Annotated in this window: 15 protein-coding genes; 6 read left to right on the top strand and 9 right to left on the bottom strand. The window is 42.6% G+C overall.

Annotation, left to right across the window (positions count from 1 at the left end; genetic code table 11):
- The 7 genes from FLL46_RS06040 to thiC all read right to left on the bottom strand — a co-directional run.
- Positions 1–5,665 (bottom strand): tandem-95 repeat protein (locus tag FLL46_RS06040; protein WP_168204067.1); only part of this gene is annotated, 5,665 nt, incomplete at its 3' end.
- Positions 5,662–5,865, bottom strand: coding sequence for a hypothetical protein (locus FLL46_RS06035; RefSeq protein ID WP_142892570.1), 204 nt, complete (start codon positions 5,863–5,865; stop codon positions 5,662–5,664). The genes FLL46_RS06040 and FLL46_RS06035, both read right to left, overlap by 4 nt.
- A 940-nt stretch (positions 5,866–6,805) precedes the next feature.
- The gene (gene thiE, locus FLL46_RS06030) at positions 6,806–8,299 is read right to left on the bottom strand and encodes a thiamine phosphate synthase (protein WP_142892569.1); all 1,494 of its coding nucleotides are present in this window, start codon (positions 8,297–8,299) and stop codon (positions 6,806–6,808) included.
- 233 nt (positions 8,300–8,532) lie between these two features.
- Positions 8,533–9,312, bottom strand: coding sequence for a thiazole synthase (locus FLL46_RS06025; protein WP_142892568.1), 780 nt, complete (start codon positions 9,310–9,312; stop codon positions 8,533–8,535).
- 83 nt (positions 9,313–9,395) lie between these two features.
- Positions 9,396–9,596, bottom strand: coding sequence for a sulfur carrier protein ThiS (thiS, locus tag FLL46_RS06020; RefSeq protein WP_142892595.1), 201 nt, complete (start codon positions 9,594–9,596; stop codon positions 9,396–9,398).
- Complete coding sequence (thiO, locus tag FLL46_RS06015) at positions 9,596–10,759, bottom strand: glycine oxidase ThiO (RefSeq protein WP_142892567.1); 1,164 nt, start codon at positions 10,757–10,759, stop codon at positions 9,596–9,598. The genes thiS and thiO overlap by 1 nt, the downstream gene beginning before the upstream one ends.
- A 24-nt stretch (positions 10,760–10,783) precedes the next feature.
- On the bottom strand, positions 10,784–12,715 hold the full coding sequence (gene thiC / locus FLL46_RS06010) for a phosphomethylpyrimidine synthase ThiC (RefSeq protein ID WP_142892566.1): 1,932 nt from the start codon (positions 12,713–12,715) through the stop codon (positions 10,784–10,786).
- Between the two features lie 537 nt (positions 12,716–13,252).
- Here thiC and FLL46_RS06005 point away from each other — a divergent pair.
- Positions 13,253–13,681 carry a hypothetical protein gene (locus FLL46_RS06005; RefSeq protein WP_142892565.1) on the top strand — a complete coding sequence of 143 codons (429 nt, stop codon included), beginning with the start codon at positions 13,253–13,255 and terminating at the stop codon, positions 13,679–13,681.
- Between the two features lie 105 nt (positions 13,682–13,786).
- Here FLL46_RS06005 and FLL46_RS06000 read toward each other — a convergent pair whose 3' ends face one another.
- Both FLL46_RS06000 and FLL46_RS05995 read right to left on the bottom strand, forming a co-directional pair.
- Entirely contained in the window at positions 13,787–14,116 is a 330-nt protein-coding gene (locus tag FLL46_RS06000) for a cupin domain-containing protein (RefSeq protein WP_142892564.1), read from the bottom strand.
- 31 nt (positions 14,117–14,147) lie between these two features.
- Positions 14,148–14,435 (bottom strand): hypothetical protein, encoded by a 288-nt coding sequence (locus FLL46_RS05995; RefSeq protein ID WP_142892563.1) that lies wholly within the window; start codon positions 14,433–14,435, stop codon positions 14,148–14,150.
- Positions 14,436–14,814: 379 nt separating this feature from the next.
- Between FLL46_RS05995 and FLL46_RS05990 the strand changes: the two genes are divergently transcribed.
- From FLL46_RS05990 to FLL46_RS05970, 5 genes are all read left to right on the top strand, one after another.
- Positions 14,815–15,579, top strand: coding sequence for an SDR family oxidoreductase (locus FLL46_RS05990; protein WP_142892562.1), 765 nt, complete (start codon positions 14,815–14,817; stop codon positions 15,577–15,579).
- A 445-nt stretch (positions 15,580–16,024) separates the two neighbouring features.
- On the top strand, positions 16,025–16,669 hold the full coding sequence (locus tag FLL46_RS05985; RefSeq protein ID WP_168204066.1) for a TorF family putative porin: 645 nt from the start codon (positions 16,025–16,027) through the stop codon (positions 16,667–16,669).
- 605 nt (positions 16,670–17,274) lie between these two features.
- Positions 17,275–18,096: a response regulator gene (locus tag FLL46_RS05980; protein ID WP_142892560.1), complete on the top strand. Its 822-nt coding sequence runs from the start codon at positions 17,275–17,277 to the stop codon at positions 18,094–18,096.
- A gap of 29 nt (positions 18,097–18,125) precedes the next feature.
- Positions 18,126–18,485 (top strand): response regulator transcription factor, encoded by a 360-nt coding sequence (locus FLL46_RS05975; protein WP_142892559.1) that lies wholly within the window; start codon positions 18,126–18,128, stop codon positions 18,483–18,485.
- A 38-nt stretch (positions 18,486–18,523) separates the two neighbouring features.
- Positions 18,524–19,090, top strand: a complete 567-nt coding sequence (locus FLL46_RS05970; protein WP_142892558.1) for a chemotaxis protein CheW — start codon at positions 18,524–18,526, stop codon at positions 19,088–19,090.
- Positions 19,091–19,104: the final 14 nt, after the last annotated feature.

Raw genomic sequence — 19,104 nt, 5'->3', positions numbered from 1 at the left:
CCTCGCTATTAGTGTCTGACGACTCGGCGGTCTTCTTCTCGAAATAGATATTCTTGGTGTAGCTCAGCGGTGTCGTTGGACTACAGGTTTCAATCCCGTCACTGGCCAGACAGGTGCGGACTTCTTCAATTTTGCCGGCCTTCGGAAATTTTTGATGAAAGTCGGTCACCGAACGAATGTTTTCTGTCACCGCACCGCTGCTATCAACCGTTGCTGGTGTATCGGTGATAATCGTTCTAAAGCCCTGGAAGCCACGGCCCTGATGATTAAACATTGCCCCACGATAGGCATAATTGGTCGCCAGGTTGCCACCAATACCATCAGGCTCAATCAACTGGTTAACCACATACAAACTGCTGGAAAAGTGAAAATACCCGTCGCCATTTTGCTCGTGAGCAGTTTTGTATATCGGCCAGCCCGAAGGCAACTTTTCTCCTGTTGACAATGGACGATATCGCCATTGATGCGTGGCATTCAATCCGTTGGTTACCGACTGGATCACATCGACTTGATTGTAATCGCTCGCACTGGTTCCCTGACCACCACCATAATTTCGAATAATGTAAGCGCCGTATTGATCAGAATTTTCACCGAATATCTGCTTACCTTCAGCGGTTGTCAGACTTTCATCAATCCAGTTGGCTTCATCAGAATCAGGGTTATCAGGATGATGTTTTCTTGGGCCGAAAGTAAAAATCATATCGACATTACCATCGCCAAACGCATCCAATGTTGCCACTTGAAAAGCCGAGCCAATAAAAGGGCTTGTCTCTTTTCTGGCAGTGAAATTCCCATCAGCATCTTCGTCAAAATAAATCACATCATACCGATAGATAGAGTCATCAAGAATGTGGCTGTTGATTGCTGTATTGGGCGCATCGTCGTGTTGACCGGGATTTTTTTGGGCGCCATAAAGACCATCACCGCAGTTACTAGTATCTGCTGGAACCGGTCCGGCAACTTCCGCACAACCAGTCACAATTCGTTCGCCCGGCACTAACAATTCCGAACGACCATCGCCGTTAATATCGATGACACTCATACTCTCATTGTATTTCGGATAAACAATATCAAGCGGCACACCAACACCGACTTTCATGGTATAAAATCGCTGTTCAAAAAATGTATCGGGCGCCAAAGTCATCGCATCACCGAAGGTTCCCCCCTGATTTAGCTTGACGACTAGTTTGCGATCCTGCCAACCAATCACATCCTGTAAACCGTCACCGTTGATATCAATATACTTGGCAAAATATTGCTCATACATGGCATGCTCGCCATTATAGGCACGATTAGTTCGGAGCATATCGGGACCGTCAGCGTTTTCAAAACTTAGGTCTGATGGCGTGCTTTGATTCAGTAAGAAATAGACGTCGCTACCAAAAGGTAACGAGCCATAACCTGAGGTATTAATCGTAGTGATTTTCAGATCCGGTAAACCATTGCCATCGATATCACCGATAACTTCCGCGCTTTGAGTCGGGTCATAATCGAAAACACCGTTGGCAGGGTAAACAATTTTTGAGTTGAGCGCTAAACTATAACTCGCAGTCGTTTCAAAATAAGGAGAGCTACCAGACTGATTGTGCAGGAAAACTTTCACACTGCCTTTTCCGCGGTTAGGCGCACTTCGGTTAACAATGTACGCCACCAGATCAGGATACCCATCTCCATTCATATCAGTCACAGACATGATCCGATCATAGCGAGTAAACAGTATTTTTCGGATGGTAGAATTATCATTACTCTCAGATGGAATATACAAATCCATTTGCGTCACATAGCCCGCACTTTTGTTCGATGAAGAACGCACTTTGAGTTTGTAATCTTCAATTTTGTAGTTGTCGGTTACTCCATCTCGATCAAGATCCATTTCAATACATTGGAAACGTAGCGCTTCTAAAATGCGATGACAATTACTATTGCGAGTAATGTCATTGGTTGATATCAGCGCTTGCTCGGCATTGGTATTAAAGCCGGGAAAATCCTGTGTGCCATCGCCATCAAAATCCCCGATTGGAATGACTTTATTAATTTCGAGCACATCTTGATATCTTTCAACACCACCAATGGTTAATTTTTCAGGTGCACCAAAATGGCGTTTATCCATCCAGTTGAAGCTGGTTACCGGTAGGCAATGCTTGCTGGCACCCACATCAAAAGCGCAACGTTTCACATTAGCGAGTAATGAACGCTTCGATGCATCACTTTGCTGATAAGTTAATTCGTACTCATTCACCTGCGATGCGCCGACAAAAGTTTTTATCGATTTCAATCGCTGGGTTTGCTCATAATACCCACCTGCAATATAACCACTTCGCTTGTCGCTTAAACTCGGTGTTTGCGTGTTAATTCGCGACTCATAATTCAGTTCAACTCGGCGATCGCCGCGTTGCGAGTTACTCTCCCCACTGCCGGTATAATAGATATGGCGTAGCAACTTTTCACCAGCACCATAGTCTTGATAAACATAGTGAATAAAATTGGACGCATCAGACGGGACAGTGCCATTAAATGCTTCCCCTGCAGAATTCCCCACCAGATCATGTTTAAATTCAATTAACCATTTGAATGTACTTTCCATCCCTTCGTGTACGAGACGGCTATCGCCGTTTTTACCAAAATAGGCCACTGAGCCACCTTTGAACTCAGCGCTAAACCAGGTGCCGGTATCATTAATGTCACCGCCATGCTGTTTAACGCGAACAAAACTATCCAGCTCAGTCCGGTATTCAGTGCCAGTCATACCATAAACGCCACTCACCGCCATTAAGCGCGAACCGTTCAGACATAAACGATCTTTTGCTGAGTATTGGATCTGTTGGGTAAAACCATCTTGCGCATAGGTGGCTGTACAACGATGAATGGCAGCACCCGCGGCAAGCGACCAGCCAACGCCGACAATACCGTTTCCACTTCGAGAAGAATAATTGAGCGAGACATTCGGTTGCATCCCATTGCGTCCCGGTGGGATGGCAATCGGCACCGAATAAGTCGCCGCACCACCCGACACACCGGCCTGACTTTCAACCGCCCCCACGGCTTCGTTAGCAGGAACACTTGGCGTGACTAGCGCCGCATCATCCACAATTCCACTAAACTTCTCAGCAAACTCCTGGTCGACCTGGTTAACTTGTACAGTGACAGTCACTCGGTCAACTGCAATCCCATCGCTCACCTGAACCACAAAGGAATCAACACCGCCGAAACCCGTACTCGGTGTATAAGTCAGAACCTTTGACAATCCTTGACCATAACCCGACACACCACCATGACTGGGTGATGTGTATTCACTCCAGGTCAAAGTACCGCTATCAATATCACTTGCATTTAAAGTGAGACTTTGTGCTTGCTCCTGGTCCGTCGCGATGGATTGAGAATCTCCTTCAGCAATGACCGGTGCGTCATTGATTGCATTGACTGTGACCGAAGCATTTAGCGTGTCACTAGTGGCACTACCATCATTAACGGTAACGGGTATCGTTATGGTGCCATTGAAATTCGCTTCAGGCGCAATGGTATTACCAACTTTGGAATAGTTGGCCCCGTCATGAACAGTAACGGTAAAGCTATTGCTATCCACATCGCTGATATCCAGATGGGATAACTGAATCGTCAGACTGGAATCTTCATTGACTGCTGGAATCGTGTGACTGTTAATCACCGGCTTATCGTTTACCGCGTTAACTGTGACAGTTGCATTGAATGGGTCACTGGTTGCACTACCATCACTGACGGTTAACGAGACCGTCAATGCTCCATGAAAATTGGCATCAGGAGTAATGACATTACCTACCCGCGAATAATTGGCACCATCGCCCACTGTCAAAGTAAAACTGCTGCTGTCTACATCAGTGATATTCAGATGGGATAACTGAATGGTTAGACTGGAATCTTCATTGACTGCCGGAATCGAGTGGCTGTTAATGACCGGTTTATCATTAACCGCATTGACTGTAACAGACGCATTGAATACATCACTCATAGCAATGCCATCACTCACTTGAAGTGGTACGGTTAGAGTCCCGTTGAAATCCGCATTGGGGGTGACAGTGTTGCCGGTTGTTGAATAATTCGACCCGCCTAGCACTGTTAAAGTTAAGTCACTGCTATCAACATCGGTAACTAACAATTGAGACAAGTCAATCGCCAAACTTCCATCTTCATTTATCGCGGGCAGTGTCGCCCGATGAATCACCGGCTTGTCATTGACTGAGTTCACCACCAGCGGCAATTGGATAATATTACTACTGTCTTGTCCGTCGCTCACTGAAACTTTAACAGTGAGTGTGCCATGAAAATTCGGATGGGGAATAACCGTATCGCCAACGGGCGTATATTCCATATTACTCTGAACATTGACGGTAAAGTGACTGCTATCAACATCGGTAATCACCAGATTCGATAAAGCAATCGCTAGGCTGGTATCTTCATCAATGGCCGGAAGTGGCGCACCAGCACTAATCACGGGTTTATCATTCACCGGATTAACTGTCACCATAGCATGATAAGGCTCATTGGCAGCCTGTCCATCACTGACAATAATTGGAACCGATAAAGTGCCATCAAAGTCAGCATTGGGCGTAATCTGAGTGCCTTCTCTGGCGTAATTGTCGCCGTCACCCACTGAAAATATCATATGGTGTGGCGGGCTATCGGCATCCTCCACGGTAAAGTCATCCAGACTAATGGTCAGACTATTTTCTTCATCAACAGAAAGCGGATTTTGTGCAGTAATTATCGGGCGATGCCTGATACTGATAGTTTTCTGAGCGACAGATGTCAGTCGGTGTTGTCCGTTATTGTCGGTGTATTCGCCCCAGACTTTCACCAGGTGGCTACCGCCACTTAAAACACCAAATTGATGAGTCCGTTCAGTCTTGGTAATCACCTCACCATCGTCTAATTGATAGTGAATTAAATCCGAAGCACTCAGTCCGCCTGCATCAACCGTTATCAGGATATTATCATCGCTGTTATAAACACTCTCAGACGTCGCAATTGAGACCCTGTCTCGCACCGTGACAGTACGTACTCCCCAATCACTGGAGCCGACATTATTGCGTGCCTTGACTCGATAGTCATAACTGCCCAACGGCAATGTCTGCGCTAAACTTGGTGAAGCGCCAACGTAAATAGTCTCGCCATCTCTCTCGACCGTATACTCAACAATCGCGGGCTCAGAGGCATAGGTGAGGGTGAAAGTATCATCAATATAAGTCGAGCCCGATAAATTTATCCATGGACGGAGCGGCGCACCAATCACTGAAATTTCTTCACTCAGTGACCAGTCACTACACTCGTTTAAGTTGTTACAGTTTTTACCGCGATACTGGTAGGTTCCCTGAGGTAAATCCATGTCGGTATAAAGCGTGCTCGTGCCGAAATAGATAGGAGTCCAGGTTCCGCTCGACGCTTTCCGTTCGACCAGGTAGTTTCGTTGAGTCCCCATGTAATCCCATTGGAGCCTGGCTATCGAAGTACCATCATGCTCTACGACGCGAAAATTCGTCAGCGGTACAACCGGCCCACAACCTTGTGGCAAAAAGTCACAATCCTGATCCCACGCATAAACAGTCGGTATTCCTGACAACACACCAAAAAAGCTTACCGGACTCAATGAAACGAATACCAACAACCATAAATAATTTAATTTCCTTATCATTTGACTTCTCCATATGAGTGACATTGATAACCAAGACTCAACTGGCCAAAACCAAAGGCAGATAACTTGCCCGTTTGACTATTGATGATGGCAGAACGGGCTGTGAAACTTCCCGCAAAAGATAATGATGACAATAACCCTTTAATAACGATTACCACGCCTGATAAATAACGCCAGGCTATGCGACCTTGCAACTCCATATTAATCCCCCGATTAAACCGACTACTCAATTTCAAAACATCTCATTTCTTGTATATTTTTAAACTACAGGATTTGCCCGACATACCACTATCAATATTCGGACATCCACTAACAAAATTCGGACATTCTTTATCAAACGCCCAAAATACAAGAGCTCCAGAGACAAAAAATCCGCCCCCCACCCTGACCGACAACCAACTGTAGTGATTTTTTCATGGCGCAAGCGAGCCCAAAGCGTTAAAAAACGCTTCAATATTGAGTTAACTGAAATAGTTCGAGTGGGGCATTCAAGACTTCAATGCGCAGGTTGGCCAACAGCTCAACAATCAAGAAATTTTTCTCTAAGCAAAACTCGCCATAAAATCGAATTTTCATCGTAGAAAATTCAATTTCACTTTCATTCGATTGATTGTTTAAACTGGTCTTCTATCCCTGTCCCTTTTTTGGTCTACACCCCTGAACAATATTTCCTTTTTCCCTTCCAACGATTAAAGATTATTTCATTCTCGTTATTATGGTGAGTGCTTTAGGTCGGCACTTTGTTATTGATTTTCTTATTATTGTTTTTTTTGAATTTGTCATTATTTTGAACTGACTGGCTATTAAATTGCTATAACCAAAAAAAGAATAACCAATGCCAGATTAAGTTGCAATGGCCGGATAAAAACAATATTTGGATAAACTCAATACACAAAATAGTTCAAATTGTTTTATCCCGACTAACCTGGTTAATTCAACTGTTCGTTCAAATTGACTGATTGCAAAACTTAAATATTCTTGCTTAGGTGATTCAAATAATATTTAAAAAACACCAGGGTGGCAAAGGCTAATTTTTGTGGACAATTGATGTGTGTACTTTTCAGGCATATAAAAAAACAAAAGAACCTCGGTTAATTTTAAACCATGGTTTTTTAACACCCGTTAAAATACTGCCAGTAATTACTGTATCGCTTTTTCATACCGACTTTTATTTAGCAACGCCATCATTTCCCGAGCAACAGCTTCTGGCTCAGCTGCCTCAGTAATTGCAGTAATCATCGCCACACCGTCTACGCCAACTTCTGCGACAGATTCAAGTCTTTCTCGGTTAATTCCGCCAATGGCCACTAGTGGGTAATCTAAAACTTTACGCCAGTAAGCAAGTCCATCTAACCCATGGGGCACCCACGGCATCTGTTTAGTATTGGTGTGATAAACCGGGCCACAGGCAATATAGGAAGGTTTGTGTTGCATTGCTCTTGCCACTTCATAATGACAATGGGTACTTATCCCTAAACGCAAACCCGCGTTACGGATCGCATCGATATCAACTGAGTCCAGATCTTCCTGGCCAAGGTGAACACCATAAGCATGGTGCTTAATCGCTAACTCCCAATAATCATTAATAAACAAACGACAATCATATTTTTCCGCCAGCTCAATGGCGCTTTTTATTTCACGTTCAAGTGCTTCACCGCGTAAGTCTTTTATTCTAAGCTGGATAGTTGAAACGCCAACAGGCAACAATTTTTTCAGCCAGACAGCTCTATCAACAACGGGATAAAGACCCAGTCGAATTTGATTGCAACATGGAAAATTTTCGCTTTGCAGATTAACACTCGAAGTATCAGATAAAATCGGTAAATCAACTTCCTGATCAGGAAAACGAGTAATCGCCACCGGGCCTTTTTGCTCTCCGACTGAATATCCCTCTCTTAATCCCTGGTTAATCGCCATCTTTCCGATTACAACCGAATCATAAAGTGAGTAGCCCAAAGTTAAACAGGCGGCAATACTTGACGCCATCGCACACCCAGTTCCACGCGTGTTTTTAAAATTTTTGCGAGGGCTGGATAACCAGAAGCATTTTTCATCGCTGGCGAAGTAATCCTGGCAGGCTTCATCTTCGCCGTGTCCGCCCTTTATTAATATATTTTTCGCACCCAGCAGCAACATAGAATCCGCAGCCAATTCAATTTCTCCAGCGGAGGAAGCGGGCAAATAGGTAAGTAATGAGGTTTCTTCGCGGTTTGGCGTGACCAGGGTTGAAAGGGGTAACAGCGTATCAACATAGGTCGCAATATCTTTGTCTGGAAAGAAGCCTTCTCCGCTAGTTGACGATAAAACCGGGTCTAAAATCAGCGGCAAACCAGTGGAGCGAATAAAATCTGCAATCACTTTTACCTGCTCCAGATTGCAAACCAGACCAACCTTTACAACCGCAATGGGTAATTCTTTAACTGCTTCTAGCTGCTGCTTTAAAACACTCGCATCAACAGGGTTAACCGATAGAACTTCATAATTATTCTGAGCGGTGTTCGCTGTGACGGCCACAGCACTATGAATACCAAAAGCCTGCTGAGTTTTGATATCGGTCGCGATACCAGCCATGCCAGCGGAATCATTGGCTGCAATAGTTAAAATAACCGGTTTATTTTTGCTCGTTGGCAACATTGTCTACTTCAAATTCACTACTTTAATACAGGGATTGATGTCCAGTTTCACCAGCTTGTTATCAATAAACACTGTAAACAAAAACAGTTCAGGAACATGGCTCTGTACTAAAAACGTCGCCCCTGGCTGGCAAACTCTAATTTGGGCGAGCACTCACGCCCCAATTCACCCATTTCAACGCTCTAAAAACGGGTGCCGCATTATACCCACATAGCCCTGGAAAAGTTAGTGATTTAGTTCTTATGCCAGAAAGGTGTCCCAATTGTTGGTGTGCTAGGCTGGGCCAGGTCTCTTTCTGGCATAACGCCAGACTCATAAGCCAGTCGACCGGCTTTTATCGATAGGTCAAATGCAGCGGCCATTTTAACCGGATCACTGGCCTGCGCCACCGCCGTGTTCAGTAAAACCCCGTCATACCCTAATTCCATTGCCTGTGCGGCATGAGACGGTGCGCCTATGCCCGCATCTACTATCAAGGTAATGTTATTCAAACGTTCCCGCAGGGTTTTCAACGCATAGGGATTAACCAATCCTTTCCCTGTCCCAATGGGTGCCCCCCATGGCATTAAAATTCGGCAACCGGCTTCCGCCAGTTTCTCGCATAACACTAAATCGTCAGTGCAATATGGAAACACCTCAAACCCTTGAGAAATCAGTTCTTTGGTTGCTTCCAACAAACCAAATGGATCTGGCTGTAAATTGTAATCATCCCCGATAACTTCTAACTTAATCCACCGAGTGCCAAATAATTCACGCGCCATTTGTGCTGTGGCAACGGCTTCTTTTACCGAATGACAACCCGCTGTATTCGGCAGTAAATTAAGTCCCAAAGACTGAATAAGCTGCCAAAAATCCTGGCCGCTACCACTAGCAGGATTTTGTCGGCGTAATGAAACAGTTACTACCTTTGCGTTGGAAGCGCGGATTGCCTGCTGCATTATGTCCGGCGAGGGATATAAAGCGGTGCCAATTAATAAGCGGCTATCGATTTCTTCGTCTGCTAGTTTCCACATAGATATTCTCTCTTAACTGATACCGTCATTCTCACCCTCATACTGTCGTGAAAAATCCTATTGGCATCTACACTCATAAGCATTTAACCGCCGGCCATCGGCACAACCATCTCGACCCTGTCACCTTCTCTTAATTCAATATTTTCATAATCGAATTTCGGCACAAAGTATTCATTAACTGCAACCGCAAAACTCGCGCTATCATTATAGTGTTCTTTTAAAAACACTTTTAAATTTAACGCTTCACTCGTAATTTGTTCGCCGTTCAACCAAAGTTTAATCATCACTCGCTAACCTCTTTTGCTGATGCTCGAAATAATCCCTGGTAACCTGATGAATAATCACCATCGTGCGTGAGAAAATTTTGCACTTCATTTGCGATTGCCGGTGCGAGTAAAAAACCGTGTCGATAGAGCCCATTGATTCGAATTAAATTATTCTGGACTTCAACTCTGGGCAAATTATCTGACAGCGCCGGTCGACAGTTAGTTTTCGTTTCTATCAGTCTGGCCTCGGCAAAACCAGGATGTAAACTATAAGCCGCAGTTAGCAATTCCAAAGTTGATCGTACGGTAATCGGTCCACTATCATCACTTTCAATTTGTGTCGCGCCAAGGGTGTAAAGATCATCTTTATATTTCGGGACAACATACAAACGATATCGAGGATGCATCAGGCGAACCAGGCGGTTAATTTTGACATCAGGTGCCTGCAACAAAACCAGTTCACCGCGCACACCTCTTAGCTCGCTCATATCCGGTTTAGCGCCAAGTCCTCGACAATCGATTATCCAATCGAACTGGTAATTTTGCCTTTTTACCGTCACTTGATTTTTGCCACTATCCACCTTCAAACCATCAATTTTTGTGTGGGCGTGCCAGCTAATTCTTTTATCAAGTAATTGATCAGCAAGAACGCCCATCACACAACGAGGACACAGCCAGGCCTCCTGCGGTAACCAGGTTGCTTCTGAAAACTTCGAGCTTAATTCAGGCTCAAGCTCCGCCAAATCATCATGTTCAATTTGCTTTGGGGAGTGTCGAGATGAATATGACGACTCTGTATTTGAATGAGAAGAATTAGACAGCTCAGATAACTTGAAGTTAAGTTGCTGGTTAAATCTAACTAAATCAGGTTTATCATTGGCATGGCTTACAATCAAACTTCCTAACTGATGAAACCCAATATCAGCATTGAGTTTTTTGGCAATTATCGGCCACAATTGAAGCGATCGCATTCCCAGGTGATAAATCAGCATTTCGGCAGATTCAATTTCGGAATAAGGCGTTAGCATACCAGCTGCCGTGTATGCCGCGGCATCTCCAGATTCAATTGGATCTTTATCAAACAAAGTTATTTGGTAACCATTGTTAGCCAACTGCCAAGCTAACAGGCGCCCCATAATTCCGGCGCCGACAATACCAACTTTTTTTCGTGCCAGACTCATTTAAGCGTACCGAAAACCGTCCTGCTATTTTTGCTCAACATAAATTTCAGCGCCTTGTGCTTTAAACTCGGCAGACTTTTTCTTCATTCCTTCTGCCGCGTAATCTCTTACTTCCTGGCTAATTTTCATCGAACAAAATTTCGGTCCGCACATGGAACAAAAATGAGCAACTTTTGCTGAATCTTTGGGCAAGGTTTCATCGTGAAATTCCCGAGCACGATCAGGATCTAATCCAAGGTTAAACTGATCTTCCCAGCGAAACTCAAAACGCGCTTTTGACAACATGTCATCACGATAGCGAGCGCCCGGATGACCTTTCGCAAGATCAGCTGCATGGGCCGCGATTTTATAGGTAATGATACCTTCTTTAACATCGTCTCTGTTAGGTAACCCTAAATGTTCTTTCGGTGTGACATAACATAACATCGCGCAACCGTACCAGCCTATCATCGCCGCGCCGATACCACTGGTAAAATGATCGTAACCTGGCGCGATGTCTGTTGTTAGTGGACCTAGCGTATAAAACGGCGCTTCGTCACAATGTTCTAACTGTTTGTCCATATTTTCTTTAATCATATGCATTGGCACATGACCGGGCCCTTCAATCATGACTTGAACGTCATGCTTCCAGGCAATTTTTGTCAGCTCCCCTAAGGTTTCCAGTTCGCCAAATTGAGCAGCATCGTTAGCGTCTGCAAGAGAACCGGGCCGTAAACCATCACCGAGAGAAAAGCTCACGTCATAAGCCTTCATGATCTCGCAAATTTCTTCGAAATGCGTATAAAGAAAATTTTCCTGATGATGAGCGATACACCACTTGGCCATGATAGAGCCACCGCGAGAAACAATACCAGTAACGCGACTTGCAGTTAAAGGCACATAGCGCAAAAGCACGCCTGCGTGAATGGTAAAATAATCAACGCCCTGCTCTGCTTGTTCAATCAAAGTATCGCGAAAGACTTCCCAAGTCAGATCTTCTGCAACACCATTCACTTTTTCGAGCGCCTGATAAATCGGCACAGTCCCTATTGGCACCGGCGAGTTTCGAACAATATAGTCACGGGTTGCATGAATGTGCTTTCCAGTCGACAGATCCATCACCGTATCGCCGCCCCATCGGATCGACCACACTAACTTTTCGACTTCTTCTTCGATGCTTGAAGTGACCGCTGAGTTACCAATATTGGCATTAATTTTCACCAGGAAATTCCGCCCGATAATCATTGGTTCCAACTCGGTGTGATTGATATTAGCAGGAATTATCGCGCGACCTTCAGCCACTTCCTTACGCACAAATTCTGGCGTAATCGGTTGCAGGTTAGCTCCCATCGAATTTCCCGCCAAACGTTTGTTACGCTCTTCAGTGGTAAACTCGTTACTCAATGCTTCGCGAGCCTGGTTTTCACGAATTGCAATATATTCCATTTCCGGTGTAATGATTCCACGGCGGGCATAGTGCATTTGCGAAACATTCTGTCCAGGCTTTGCGCGTCTTGGCTGGCGTTGTAACTGAGGATTGTAAAACTGAAATGCTTTGCCTTCGTCTTGATGGCCGTTATCAATTGGTTTGATTTCCCGGCCCGTGTACAACTCAGAGTCGCCTCTCGCTTCAATCCACTTTGAACGGACATCAGCTAAACCTTCATGGACGTTAATTTTTACATCAGGGTCCGTGTAAGGCCCCGAGGTATCATAAACAGTTACATGAGTACCATCGGTTAAATCAATACGGCGCATCGGTACACTCACTTGAATAGAGTCCACTTGAATAGAACCCACTTGAGTAGCACTTGCGTCACTTTGATTATCCGAACAAACGTAAACCTTACTACTGGCAGGTAGCGGCTCGCGCGTAATGGCATGGGGATTGTTATCTGTGGTTTGAGCCTCCGGTTGATCGGAAACTAATTTGGACTGACTGGAATTAGACAGACCAGTTATCGAATCGTCGTACATTTTCATGTCCTCGTTTTCAATGAACTGGCATAGCGAGGCGATTCGAGATATGGCCGTTAAAACGACTTTTTTGGCTCGATATTTCGCTCATCCCTACGCCGATGTTAATCGGATCAGGTTCTGCGGGTCCGTTTAGCGGCTGGAAAACTTCACTTAAAGAAGCGACTATTGGTTGTCGGTCTCTAGCATCATTGCCAGCAACTAATACAATCTCAGCACATTGGTATATTCGACAGCTATAATCGATAGGAATGATTGAAAGAAACCATCGATAACAATCGCTACACCGTGCACCCCGAGAGCAAGTTGGGCAGATTATAAGCCCAGTCTGAGCAAATTACCAGCGAAGCTTATATTTCTCGGTTATCATCATTTTCAAATAAATTCTCCGTCGTCCACATTCAGTTTTAGTCTTGCTCTCTTCGTCTTAAAGGTAGTTCAGGCGTATGCAATGAGCCTTTACAAAACATTACAAAACTTTGCATCGATACTTGTCTCTAATTGAATTATCAAAATCGCAACACGGGTAAAGATGAAATGAGATGCTATTTTGCTATGGTCATGATGCTGATTGTTAGTGGTTGTGCCAGTGCGCCTGAAGAAAAGTTTAGCGAGAGCTTTTTTACTTATCAGGATCACGATGGTAAAAAATATTTTTCTTTTATTTTACAGTTAGATGGTGCGCTAAAGCGTGCTCCCAAGAAAGTCAGCGGTCAAACAACCACACCTCGAAAAAACGGTGGAAACAGGAAAGGGCGTCGTCAAAATGATCAATTGAGTCCTCGCGAGAATAAACATAAAAATGCCCAGCAGCCTTCCAAATTTCACATGGAAGAAATCGCTCACAAGAGAATGATGATAAAGCTCAGTGAAATCAAATATTGCGATAAAGACATCCAGATCGAACAGGATGAATTTGTCAGATTAGAAGGTCAATATAAAATCAAGGGATTCTGTTTGGATTAGACGACTCTAACGACATGTTCTTCATTTGTTACTCCCTTCTTAAGCAAAGAAAGGCTGGGGAGGGTTTGAGTAGATCCAATTAGATAGTTTATTGAGTATTACAACTTAGTAATGAACAGCCAACCATATGGTTTCGAGAGTGGGATGAGTCCAACTCACTTTATGCTTTTGATGTGCCGGAATATTTAAATAATCACCTGCAACAAGTGTAATATTTTCTTCTAAACCGTTTGCATTGATCATGGTAAGACTTGCCTCGCCTTTCAGTACCATCACCCACTCGTTATTTTCCTGATCATACCAACCGCTTTCTGGCGACGAATGCCCCTTCGAGATAATTCGTTCGATTTTAATATTGTCGCCGACGGTCAATTCCTCAAACAATTCATCAGGTATATCTTTTGGAATATTATTGAAAATATTATTAAGTCTCACCCGCTATTACCTTTGAGCAACTGAAATATTGCTATAAATGGTCCTGAGTTTGTCCGCCACGCTTACCAATATTTCTTTCGATAAATGCTTCTGTTGTTTGGCTAATAGCATCGCCTTTGACTATTTTATCCTTCTCTGCCACAAGCGCTTGAAATGACTTTTTGGCTTTTTCTTGTTGCATTTTACTCATTAGTTGCCATTCTTGTTTTGAGTAGCCATAGTGATCGCCAACACATGCAGATAAGCAGGTAGCCCCACTCAAAACCAAAACACTAAATAAAGCTGACTTAAAATATTCAGATATCTTTAATTTCATCATTCAAAACCCATCATCATTTCGTTTTCAAAGTGACGAACAGTCTTCGCCTTTTCAGTGTGCTAAATACATTTCTACTATATTGAGTTTCAGTATTAATCTAGCTCTAATATAGGGCCTGATGTTTATAATGTCCCAATATTTAATGTACCAATATTTATAGTGTCCTAATATTTAACACGGTCCAATGATTGGTACTTAGCGATTCTATAAACATCGGTAATTAGCACGCGACTATATTTCACTTATTTGTCTGAGTTAGAGTAATATAGCAGATTAAGATTACCGAATTCTATGCTTAACAGCTTTTATTCATTATCTATTTTTGCTCAGCAACTAACAGGCAACCAGCAAGACGCTATTTTCGTGGAGAATATAAACAGTGGAACTCAACAATAAAGTTATCGCTATCACCGGTGCGGCAAGAGGTTTAGGTCTCGCAATGGCAAAAAATCTGGCCAGACAACAGGCAAAGTTAGCGCTGATTGATACCAACATAGAAGCACTAAAATTAGTTCAAGATAGCTGCCTGGAGTTGGGTGCCCAATCAGTCGAGTGCTTTAAAGCCAATGTATCCAAAGAAAGTCAGGTTGAGCAGTTGTTCGAGAGTATTGTCAATCACTTCGGTTGCCTGAATGGTTTGATCAATAATGCGGGTATATTAAGAGATGGATTATTAGTCAAAGCAAAAGATGGACATGTCTCTGAAAAATTATCACTGAGTGACTGGCAAGCCGTGATTGACGTCAACCTGACTGGCGTTTTTTTATGTGGTCGTGAAGCTGCCGCCAAAATGATTGAAACTCAATCTGAAGGTGTCATTGTTAATATTTCCAGTATTTGCCGTTCTGGAAATTTCGGCCAAACCAATTATAGCGCAGCCAAAGCCGGCGTAGCAGCAATGACAGTGACCTGGGCTAAGGAATTAGCCAAACATAATATCAGGGCATGTGCGATTGCTCCTGGTTTTATCGCAACAGAAATGACTGCCAGTATGCCTGCGAAAGCGATTCAACAAGCAGAGTCTGCAATACCACTCAAACGCATGGGAAAAAGTAAAGAAATTGCAGAGACGGTCGCATTTATTTTTCAAAATGATTACCTGACCGGGCGAGTATTGGAAATTGATGGCGGCGCGCGTCTTTAGATTGTTATTTAGCCTGAGTTCTTATCTCAAACTCAGGTTACTTATTGTCGGTGTTCAGGTCTCAACAAACATCGAAATGAGAATAAACCACTGGCACCTGTTAAAAACTTTTTTGTAAAGAAAAAACACTACTTACCTCATTTTGAAATACAGATCCTTCGATTTATCTCAATCTTAAATCTATTTTAAAATAAATTTGATTTATTACCACCAGCGACTATTTGTTTCATGGGTAGTTTATGTGTGATGCGATATTCTCTAACTTAAAACTGATAAAAAATGTCGGCAACTCGTCAGTGTTTGCAAATTAAATTGCTGAAATTCTCAAGTTTTAAATCGCTGACACAATAAGACTGTTCTTTTTAAAAACTTTGAACTCTGATTATTATTCTGACAGGAATTTTTTAATCAGACCTGGTTCAAAGCAAAAACAATGAGGGTGCACATGAAATATAAGTCAATTACTTTCACACCGCTTTTACTAAGCAGCGTAGTCTCTCCATGTGTCATGGCCGGCGATAATGAATTTGGCGCTTCCGCAACGATTGTCAGCCAATACTTATTTCGTGGGTTCGACTTAAGCGATGAAGATCCTGCTGTACAAGGCGACATCTCGTTAGACCACAGCAGTGGCCTCTGGTTTTCACTCTGGGCATCAACTTATGATGTCGTTACTGATGACGGCGTTGAAATTGACATAGCGGGTGGGTATTCCCATGAAATATCTGATAACGTTTCTGTTAGTGTCGGTTTCACTGAATATACTTATACAGGCGACACTGATTCGACAACAGAGTTTAATATCGGCGCTTCATTTCATGATTTCTCAATCACCTACTATTCAGATCAAGATCTCGACGCAGACTATATTGAGCTAGGCTACGAAATTGCTATTAATAACAAGTCTAGTCTAACGCTACATGCAGGGCGTCTCGATTTTGATGCCGGTGGAGATAATAATGACTACTCAATAACCTACGCGTATGATCTTACCGATAACGCGCAGTTTTTTGTTGCTTATTCATCAAATGACCTCGATATCCCAGGTGCCGAAGACTATTTCATTGGAGGATTTACCTTTACCTTCTAAAACTGATTTCAATAATTTTCAGCTCTTACTTTGTTATTAGAGCAAATCTATTTTAGTATTTTTTGTACTCAAAGTTATCAAAAAAACTAATCCAGGGATGGATTGTCTTGTCATGATTTGATCAATATTCAACTTCTAAGCTTCAATTTAAAAATTTAACTTCCATCAAAATCAGTCAAAACAAGTTTGTCCATCACTACAACATCATCACATTCTTTGATTGTCTATTTTTTATTTTTATATCGACTACCAATACAGCGCCCGAAAATGTTTTTTTAAAACTTTCCAGTCTGATTTTTTTGCATCACTTAACAGTGATAAAAACCGATAAAAACTCACAAAATAATTTAATTTTTATCGCACCCTTCAATACTTTTAAATTATTTTTTTCACAGCTTTTCCTTAGCACAAACCCCAAAATTTGAGATACCTTTTTTAAAACAAAACCTTAACGTCACTTTTTCTTTTTGTGGGATAAAAAACAGAGAATTCATAGCTTCCAATAAAATCTTGCATTATTTTTTTTGTGCTAAACTTTTTTTCCAACATTTTGTTTTTGTCAGCTTTTTTAATACTAGCGACCAGCAGTACGCGAGGATAGCGTTATGAAACAACGCGATATTTATGACGTTATAGCCATTGGGTTATCTCGGCAAGAAGTCAATAACCTTGGCGCCATATTTCTTAACTTTGGGCAAAATTCAGATACGGAATTCAGACTAGTAGAAGGCGAGCTCGCAGAGCAGTCCCACTTTGCCGTTGTTAATGCGGACAATCCACAAATACTACGCAAGTGGCGAGTTTGGAATGCGAGAGTTAATCCGATTTTTTCGATTTACGCACATTCCGATATAGCCCCTAAAAATGCGCCGGCTAGCATAAAAAAGCCATTCACTCCCAATCGAGTCATCGATGGCATGCAACAGGCACTTTACCGCGCTTTCGAAAAACTTCCTTCATTTGAAATTAGTGATACAACTGAATCAAGTGACGTTAAGAAACTCAACTCGATTGGCGCCAAAAAAGTGCATTCCAAAGTTTCGGCTTTGGTCGTAGATGACTGTCCCACTATCTTAAAGTCAATGGAACTGCAACTTGATTTACTAGGCATTCACCCAGATTGCTGTGCTACCGGTGAACAAGCCATGGAGCGAATTAATAAGTTGCGTTATGACCTGATTTTCCTTGATATCGTTTTACCAGGTATCGACGGTTATGAAATTTGTAAAATGATCCGACAGTCACCAATTCAAAAGAATACGCCTGTATGCATGCTGACAGGAAAATCCAATATGTTCAACATGGTTAAAGGAAAGCTCGCCGGATGCGATAAATACATTACCAAACCGGCAAGCTCTAATGAACTTGCAGACGCAATACTTAAAATGCTTAACATCAGTTCATTTAAACAACTTAAGACTGCATAACATTTTTAATTAACATAAGGAGTACTGAAATGGGAAAGATACTAATTGTTGATGATTCAAAAACTGAAAGAGAAAATCTCTATCAAATTGTTTCTGACGCAGGTTATCAAGTCGACGTCGCTACTTGCGGGCAGGATGCAGTTGAACAAATCAGAAGGAATAAGCCAAGCCTTGTTTTTCTAGATGTTGTTATGGACGATCTCGATGGCTTTAAAGTTTGCCGCACAATAAAAGCAGAAGACGCCATTAAAGATACACCAGTTGTATTCGTCACCAGCAAAAAGGAAAAAGCAGATAAGCGTTGGGGAGAAATGCTGGGAGCCAAAGGATATATTACAAAACCATACTCAGTCGATCAGATAGTTGACTCTCTTAAAAACTACGCTTAATTAGTTATTCGTTGTATCAATTTCTATAGGAAAGCGCCATGACAGACATAGAAATATCTTCTAGTGAGAAGCAAGATTCCGGATTGATTCTTCCCAGTCAGGCACTTTCCATAAAACCAGCTAAATTTAAACCACTGTCGGATCAGTCTGGCAGTGATGCAAATCGAACCAATCAACAGAAACTCAATGGTTTTAAAGTAGGTAATCTCAATCTGATGGTCAGCGCCACGATTAATTGTCAGATTAACTTAAATAGTAAAGTATTCCCTATGCCCAATGGCGCTCCCTCTCTTGTAGGGGTCACTAGCCACAAAGGTAATATTATTCCTGTTTATAGCATTCATAAATACCTAACAGATACAGAGGTCAGCCTGAAAAATAATCTATACCTTCTTATTTTTAAGATTGAAGAATCTTATGTTGCAATTTATAGCGATACACTTCCCGTTCGAAAGCAATTCTCAACCTCTCAATTAAAATCAGATAGCCTCGATATCAACAAAAAACTAAAACAATCTACATCAAATGTTTACCAGGAAAATAACGGTGAAATCTGGTTTCAATTAGATGGCGGTAATTTTTTTCGGCAACTATCAAAACATTAGCGACTTTGGCAAGT

This window comes from Aliikangiella coralliicola (genome assembly GCF_007004725.1).
GTDB lineage: Bacteria > Pseudomonadota > Gammaproteobacteria > Enterobacterales > Kangiellaceae > Aliikangiella > Aliikangiella coralliicola.
Note: the sequence above shows the minus strand (reverse complement) of the source record. Positions and strands in the feature narration are given on the sequence as shown.

What these genes read in the sequence shown, in the direction of transcription:
- FLL46_RS06035 (WP_142892570.1), bottom strand. Translation starts at nt 5,865, where the DNA reads ATGGAGTTGCAAGGTCGCATAGCCTGGCGTTATTTATCAGGCGTGGTA.
- thiE (WP_142892569.1), bottom strand. Translation starts at nt 8,299, where the DNA reads ATGTTGCCAACGAGCAAAAATAAACCGGTTATTTTAACTATTGCAGCC.
- FLL46_RS06025 (WP_142892568.1), bottom strand. Translation starts at nt 9,312, where the DNA reads ATGTGGAAACTAGCAGACGAAGAAATCGATAGCCGCTTATTAATTGGC.
- thiS (WP_142892595.1), bottom strand. Translation starts at nt 9,596, where the DNA reads ATGATTAAACTTTGGTTGAACGGCGAACAAATTACGAGTGAAGCGTTA.
- thiO (WP_142892567.1), bottom strand. Translation starts at nt 10,759, where the DNA reads ATGAGTCTGGCACGAAAAAAAGTTGGTATTGTCGGCGCCGGAATTATG.
- thiC (WP_142892566.1), bottom strand. Translation starts at nt 12,715, where the DNA reads ATGTACGACGATTCGATAACTGGTCTGTCTAATTCCAGTCAGTCCAAA.
- FLL46_RS06005 (WP_142892565.1), top strand. Translation starts at nt 13,253, where the DNA reads ATGAGATGCTATTTTGCTATGGTCATGATGCTGATTGTTAGTGGTTGT.
- FLL46_RS05995 (WP_142892563.1), bottom strand. Translation starts at nt 14,435, where the DNA reads ATGATGAAATTAAAGATATCTGAATATTTTAAGTCAGCTTTATTTAGT.
- FLL46_RS05985 (WP_168204066.1), top strand. Translation starts at nt 16,025, where the DNA reads ATGAAATATAAGTCAATTACTTTCACACCGCTTTTACTAAGCAGCGTA.
- FLL46_RS05980 (WP_142892560.1), top strand. Translation starts at nt 17,275, where the DNA reads ATGAAACAACGCGATATTTATGACGTTATAGCCATTGGGTTATCTCGG.
- FLL46_RS05975 (WP_142892559.1), top strand. Translation starts at nt 18,126, where the DNA reads ATGGGAAAGATACTAATTGTTGATGATTCAAAAACTGAAAGAGAAAAT.
- FLL46_RS05970 (WP_142892558.1), top strand. Translation starts at nt 18,524, where the DNA reads ATGACAGACATAGAAATATCTTCTAGTGAGAAGCAAGATTCCGGATTG.